Here is a 6091-nt window from a genome sequence, read left to right as displayed (position 1 = left end):
GTGGTGGCGGGGCTTGTCGCGCGGGGTGGGCGCCACTTCGGGGAAGTGGCTGCTTCCGGGCGCGATGATGCCGCCACTTCGGCGTAGTGGAGTTGATCAGCTCGGGGGTTCGGCTACGTAGGTGCCGCGGCCGGGCTGGCCGGTGATCAGCTCGCGATCGTGCAGCAGTGAGAGGGCGCGGGACGCCGTGTTCATGTGGACGCCGTAAGCCTCGGCGAGTTCACGGGTCGAGGGCAGCTTGTCGCCGGGCTTCAACTCGCCGCTCTTGATCTTTGCGGCGAGTTCGTTGGCGATCTGACGATATGGCGCTTCAGCTGTGGGCATGGTGAGGACTCCGGTCGGTTCGGCACCTCCGATCATGCCGGGCCTACACCAGTAACTGCAACAACTAGAAAGCCCGATGTGGACGCTCGACCTACACAGGTATTTTGGGTAGGCTGACCCGCGTCCGGCTCCGGTTGGTTCGGCAAACCTCGGGAGTCGGACCCGGATTGGGCTCCGGGGTCGTACCGCCGAACGGGCTGCGGTCTCGGGGTCGGCGGCCCGCCCGCGTCCCCTGTCTGCGGGCGGGTCGCCTCCACGGCTCAGTGAGGAGGATCGGCGTGCGCAACGTGCTCAACCTGTTTCAGCCGACCCGGCGACGTGGCAAGGGGCGGCAGCCGAACCAGGGCTGGTACCGCTCGGAGTCGTGCCGGCCGCTGAGTGTCGGGCAGATCCGCGAGCGGCGGTTCCGCACCGTGCGGCACGGGCTCGACCCGGCGGAGGTGCACGCCTTCCTCTACCGGGTGGCGGGTGACCTGGCGCTGGCCCGGCGCGACGCGTCCCGCTACGCCGAGGAGAACACGCGCATCAAGGCGGCGCTCAAGAGCTGGCAGTCCCGGTTCACTCCGGGCGCGCAGCGGTGAGCCGGGAGCGGTTCGTCGTACACCTGCCGGTGCTCGCGGCCGACCTCGACGGCGCGCGGGGGTTCGCGCGGGCCATCTGCCGGGCGCTCGGGTTCCTGGCCGACGTGGAGCGCGCCGGGACCACCGTGTCACGGGAGGACGAGCAGTCCGTACGCCACTGGGTCTGGTGTGACCGCCCGCGCGACGGTGGGCGGCGGTGCGCTCGGGCGGCCGACCACGACGGGGACTGCGGCGGGCGGTGACCGGCGCGCGATGGCGTGGGACGACATTGCCGGGGAGGTGTGCGTGGTGGGTGTGGCCATCCCGGGTCGGTGCGGTTACGTGGCGATGTCCGCCGTTGTAACGTGCGGCCATCCCGTCACGGGTACTTGTGTGCGCCGACCACATAGCCCGTGGGTGACGTCACTTCTAGCGTGAGCCGACAACTGACATTCCCCCTGTCCTCATCTGGAGTCGCAATGACGATCCGGCACACGCGACGGGTGTTCCTTACCGCCGCCACCTCGGTGGCGGTCGCTCTGGCCGCCACGGCCTGTGGCAGCCCGCAGGACACCTCATCCGGCGGCGGCGACGCCGCCCCGGTCAAGGTCGGTCTGGTCTACTCCCAGTCCGGGCCGCTCGCCAGCTACGGCAAGCAGTACATCGAAGGTTTCAAGGCCGGCCTCGACTTCGCCACCAAGGGCACCGGCAAGGTCGGTGACCGCACGATCGAGGTGACCGAGGCCGACGACGCGGGCGACCCGGCCAAGGCCGTGTCCGCCGCGAAGGACCTGATCGGCAAGGGTACGAAGATCATCGCGGGGTCCACCTCCTCCGGGGTGGCGCTCCAGGTCGCGCCGATCGCCGCGCAGAACAAGGTGCTGTTCATCTCCGGCCCGGCCGCCACCGACGCGGTGACCGGCGCGAACAAGTACACGTTCCGTTCCGGCCGGCAGTCGTGGCAGGACGTGGTGACCGCCCGGTCGTTCATCGGCGACGCGGGCGGCAAGAAGGTCGTCGTGTTCGCGCAGGACGGCGCGTTCGGCGACGCCAACGAGGCCGCCGTGAAGGCCGTCATCGGCGGTGCGGGCGCGAACGTGAGCAGCGTCCGGGCCCCGGCCAGCGCCACCGAGTTCACGCCGTTCGCCAGCCAGATCAAGGCCGCCAAGCCGGACCTGCTCTTCGTCGCCTGGGCGGGCACCACCGCCGGCGCCATGTGGCAGACGCTCGACCAGCAGGGCGTCCTCGCCTCGACCACTGTCGTCACCGGCCTGGACATCCGTGCCTCGTGGCCGACGTTCGGCGCGGCCGGCAGCAAGATCTCGTTCCTGTCGCACTACTTCGACGGCGCCAGCGACACCGAGGCCGCCAAGGCCGCGAAGGCGAAGGTGCCGGGCGGCACGCTCGACCTGTTCCACCCGGACGGGTTCGCCGCCGCGCAGATGGTCGTCCGGGCCGTGCAGGAGGGCGGCGACGACGTGGAGAAGATGATCAAGGCGCTGGAGGGCTGGGAGTTCGAGGGCGTCAAGGGCACCATGAAGATCCGCGCCGAGGACCACGCCCTGCTCCAGCCGATGTACCAGGCCAAGCTCTCCGGCAGCGGCACCACCTTCACGGCGACCGCGCAGAAGTCGCTCACCGGTGACGAGAGCGCGCCGCCCGTCGCGCAGATGAAGGGCTGACCCGTGCTCGCCACCCGCGGTCTGACCTGGCGGATCGGTGAGGTCGCCATCGTCGACTCCGTCTACCTCGATCTGGCGCCGGGGGAGTTCCTCGGCGTGATCGGGCCCAACGGCGCCGGCAAGACCTCCCTGTTCAACCTGATCACCGGCCTGCGCCGGCCCACCGAGGGCACGGTCCTGCTGGACGGCGCGGACATCACCGCGCTTCCGCCGCACCGGCGTGCCCGGCTCGGACTGGGGCGTACCTTCCAGGCGTCCTCGGTCTTCGGCTCGCTGAGCGTGCGGGAGAACGTCCGGCTCGCCGTACAGGCACACCGGGGTGGCTCGATGAAGCTGTGGCGGCGGGCGGCGGCCGACCGGGAGGTGGCCGCCGCCGCCGACGCGGCGCTCGACCGGGTCGGCCTGCACCACAGGGGTACGGCGCTCGCCGGCACCCTGGCCCACGGCGAGAAGCGCAAGCTGGAGATCGCGCTGCTGCTCGCCGGTGAACCCCGCGTGATGCTGCTGGACGAGCCGATGGCCGGGGTGAGCGCCGAGGACGTGCCCGAGCTGGTCAGCGTGATCAAGTCGTTGACCGGCGACAGCGGCCGGGCGGTGCTCATGGTGGAACACCACATGGACGTGATCCTGGAACTGGCCGACCGGATCGCCGTGATGCACCACGGCGCGCTGCTGGCGTGCGACACCCCGGACACGGTGATGGCGAACGCCACCGTGCAGGAGGCGTACCTGGGGGAGGCGCTCTAAATGACCGAACCTGTCCTGTCCGTCGAGGATCTGTCCGTGCGGATCGCCGGGCTGCACATCCTCCAGGGCGTGTCGTTCGAGGTCGCGCCGACCGGCGTGACGGTGCTGCTCGGACGCAACGGCGTCGGCAAGACCACCACGTTGCGCGCGATCGTCGGGCTGACGCCGCGCGGCGGCGAGGTGCGCGGCAGCGTACGCATGGGGGCGCGCAGCCTGCTCGCACGCCCCACCCACCGGCTGGTCCGCGACGGCCTCGGCTACGTGCCGGAGGACCGCTGCGTCTTCGCCGCGCTCACCGTCGCGGAGAACCTGCGGCTGGCCGAGCGGCGGGGCGTCACGCCCGCGTACGACAAGGTCTTCTCGCTCTTCCCCGAGCTGGAGCGGCGCGGACGGCAACGGGCCGGCTCGCTGTCCGGCGGGCAGCAGCAGATGCTCGCGATCGGCCGGGTGCTGCTGAACGACAACCGGCTGCTGCTGGTCGACGAGCCGACGAAAGGGCTGGCCCCGAAGGTGGTGACCGAGGTGGCCGAGGTGCTGGAACGGGTGGCGGAATCGGTTCCGGTGCTGCTGGTCGAGCAGAACCTGGCGGTGGTACGGCGGCTGGCGACCGACGCGGTGGTGCTCTCCGCCGGCAAGGTCGCCTGGACCGGCGACGCCCAGGAACTGCTGCTGGAGACCGCGCTGACGAAGTCGTTGCTCGGTGTGGGTTCGGCGGAGGTGCACTCGTGAACACAGTGGTTCTGCTGACGCTGACCGGGCTGGGCCTGGCGGCGCTGTACTTCCTCGTGGCCTCGGGCCTGTCCCTCGTCTTCGGCCTCGCCGACGTGCTCAACTTCGCGCACGGGCTGTTCCTCGGCGTGGGCGCGTACGCGACCTGGTGGGCGGCGGGCAACCTGCCCGGCGCCGGGCCGGACGGATTCGGATTCGTGCTGGCTGTCGTCTTCGGCGTGCTGGCCGGTTCGCTCGTCGCGGTGCTCGTGGAGCTGGTGCTGATCCGGCCGCTGTACTCCCGCACCATCGAGCAGGTGCTCGTCACCGTCGGCCTGTCGCTGGCCGGGGTGGCGCTGCTCCAGGCCACCTGGGGCGCTGATCCGCGGCCGTTCCCGCGTCCGGACTGGAGCCGGGGCGTCACATCGGTGCTCGGCGCCCAGGTGCCGAACGCCGGGCTGCTGCTGATCGTCGCCGCCGCTGTGGTGCTCGGGGCGCTGCTGGCGTTCCTGCGCTGGACCCGGTACGGCCTGATCATCCGGGCCGGCGTGGAGAACCGGGAGATGGTGACGGCGCTCGGCATCGACGTGCGCAAGGCGTTCACGCTCGTCTTCGCGATCGGCGGGGCCGCCGCCGCGCTTGCGGGCGCACTCGGTGGCGTCTACTTCGGCACCGTCTCGCCGGGGCAGGGCGGCTCGCTGCTGATCTTCGCCTTCATCGTGGTGGTGATCGGCGGGATGGGCTCGGTGGTCGGGTCCGCGTACGCGGCGGTCGCGGTGGGGCTGCTGCAACAGTTCGTCAACTACTACGGCACGTCCGGGCTGGGCGACCTGTGCGTGGTCGGTCTGCTCGCCGTGGTGCTGCTGCTGCGTCCGCAGGGCCTGGCCGGAAAGGTGGCTCACGCATGACCAACTCGGTGGTCGACGCGCCTCCGGCGCAGGTGCCCGACGAACTGACCCCCGGGCGTTCCCGCTGGCACGGACTGCGCCCGTACCTGCCGCTCGTGGCGCTGGTGGTGGCGGCGGTCCTGCCGTACTCCACACTGCACCTGCCGGGGATCTTCGAGGGGCCGCTGAACTCGCCGGGCACGTTGCAACTGCTCGCCATCTGCCTGGTCTTCGGCGGGCTCGCGGCCGGGTACGACCTGCTGTTCGGGCGTACCGGCATGCTCTCCTTCGGCCACGCCCTCTACTTCGCCGCCGGCGTGTACGGCACCGACATCCTGGTCACCAAGGCCGGGCTGCCGCTGTGGCAGGCCGCCGTGCTCACGGTGATCGGCGGGACCACGCTCGCGGCGCTGCTCGGCGCGGTGGCCCTGCGCACGGTGGGCATCGCGTTCGCCATGGTGACGCTGGCGTTCGCGCAGGTCGGGGCGATCCTGGTGGCCCGCGACTTCGGCGGTCTCACCGGCGGCGAGGAGGGTTTGCCGCTGGACGTCTCCGGGCTGCCGTCGGCGCTGGTGGGCGTCACCAACACGGTGAACCTGTACTGGCTGGCGCTGGCGTACCTGGCCATCGTGGTCCTCGTGGTGCACCGGGTCAGCGCCTCGCCGACCGGGCGGGTGCTCGCCGGGCTGCGCGACGACGAGCGGCGGATCGGGGTGCTGGGGCTCGACCCGTACCGGTTCAAGCTCGTCGCGTTCACGCTCGCCGGCGGTCTCGCGTCGGCCGGCGGTGTGGTCTACGTGCTGATCGTCGGCGGCGCCAGCCCGCACATCACCTCGTCGGAGCTGACGCTGTCGCTGCTGGTCATGGTGGTGCTCGGCGGCCCCGGTACGCGGTGGGGGCCGGTGCTGGGCGGCGTCCTCTACATGTACCTCGACCACCGGCTCACCGCGTTCGGCAGCAGCGACGCGGTGAACAGCCTGCCCGCGTTCCTCAGCCACCCGCTGAGCCAGCCCTTGTTCGTCCTGGGCACTGTGTTCATCCTGGCCGTCTACTTCTTCCCCGGTCTGCACGACATCATGAAGCTGCCGAAGCGCTGGATGCTCCTGGACCGCACCAAGCTCGACGACGCCTCCGACGTGCCGGTCTACCAGAACGCCGACCCGGCCAACACGGCCGCGGTGAT

8 protein-coding genes are annotated in these 6091 nt (G+C 71.1%); 7 read left to right on the top strand and 1 reads right to left on the bottom strand.

Annotated elements, in window-relative coordinates; all coding sequences use genetic code 11:
• Positions 1–96 precede the first annotated feature (96 nt).
• Positions 97–324 (bottom strand): GntR family transcriptional regulator, encoded by a 228-nt coding sequence (locus tag ABD52_RS35675; RefSeq protein ID WP_013475183.1) that lies wholly within the window; start codon positions 322–324, stop codon positions 97–99.
• 278 nt (positions 325–602) lie between these two features.
• On the opposite strand from ABD52_RS35675, the gene ABD52_RS35670 reads away from it, so the two are divergent.
• The 7 genes from ABD52_RS35670 to ABD52_RS35640 all read left to right on the top strand — a co-directional run.
• Entirely contained in the window at positions 603–905 is a 303-nt protein-coding gene (locus tag ABD52_RS35670; protein WP_047894640.1) for a DivIVA domain-containing protein, read from the top strand.
• Positions 902–1147 carry a hypothetical protein gene (locus tag ABD52_RS35665; RefSeq protein WP_047894639.1) on the top strand — a complete coding sequence of 82 codons (246 nt, stop codon included), beginning with the start codon at positions 902–904 and terminating at the stop codon, positions 1145–1147. Before ABD52_RS35670 ends, ABD52_RS35665 begins: the two co-directional genes overlap by 4 nt.
• 216 nt (positions 1148–1363) lie before the next feature.
• A complete protein-coding gene (locus ABD52_RS35660; protein ID WP_047894638.1) occupies positions 1364–2566 on the top strand; it encodes a substrate-binding domain-containing protein in 1203 nt (400 codons plus the stop codon).
• 3 nt (positions 2567–2569) lie between these two features.
• Positions 2570–3313 carry an ABC transporter ATP-binding protein gene (locus ABD52_RS35655; RefSeq protein WP_013288706.1) on the top strand — a complete coding sequence of 248 codons (744 nt, stop codon included), beginning with the start codon at positions 2570–2572 and terminating at the stop codon, positions 3311–3313.
• On the top strand, positions 3314–4042 hold the full coding sequence (locus tag ABD52_RS35650; protein ID WP_030269244.1) for an ABC transporter ATP-binding protein: 729 nt from the start codon (positions 3314–3316) through the stop codon (positions 4040–4042).
• Positions 4039–4929 (top strand): branched-chain amino acid ABC transporter permease, encoded by an 891-nt coding sequence (locus ABD52_RS35645; protein ID WP_013288704.1) that lies wholly within the window; start codon positions 4039–4041, stop codon positions 4927–4929. Before ABD52_RS35650 ends, ABD52_RS35645 begins: the two co-directional genes overlap by 4 nt.
• Positions 4926–6091, top strand: a 1166-nt coding sequence (locus ABD52_RS35640) for a branched-chain amino acid ABC transporter permease (protein WP_235437662.1), incomplete at its 3' end; no start/stop codon positions are given. The genes ABD52_RS35645 and ABD52_RS35640, both read left to right, overlap by 4 nt.

The organism is Micromonospora sp. RV43, from assembly GCF_001029515.1.
Classification (GTDB): Bacteria; Actinomycetota; Actinomycetes; order Mycobacteriales; family Micromonosporaceae; genus Micromonospora; species Micromonospora aurantiaca.
Note: the sequence above shows the minus strand (reverse complement) of the source record. Positions and strands in the feature narration are given on the sequence as shown.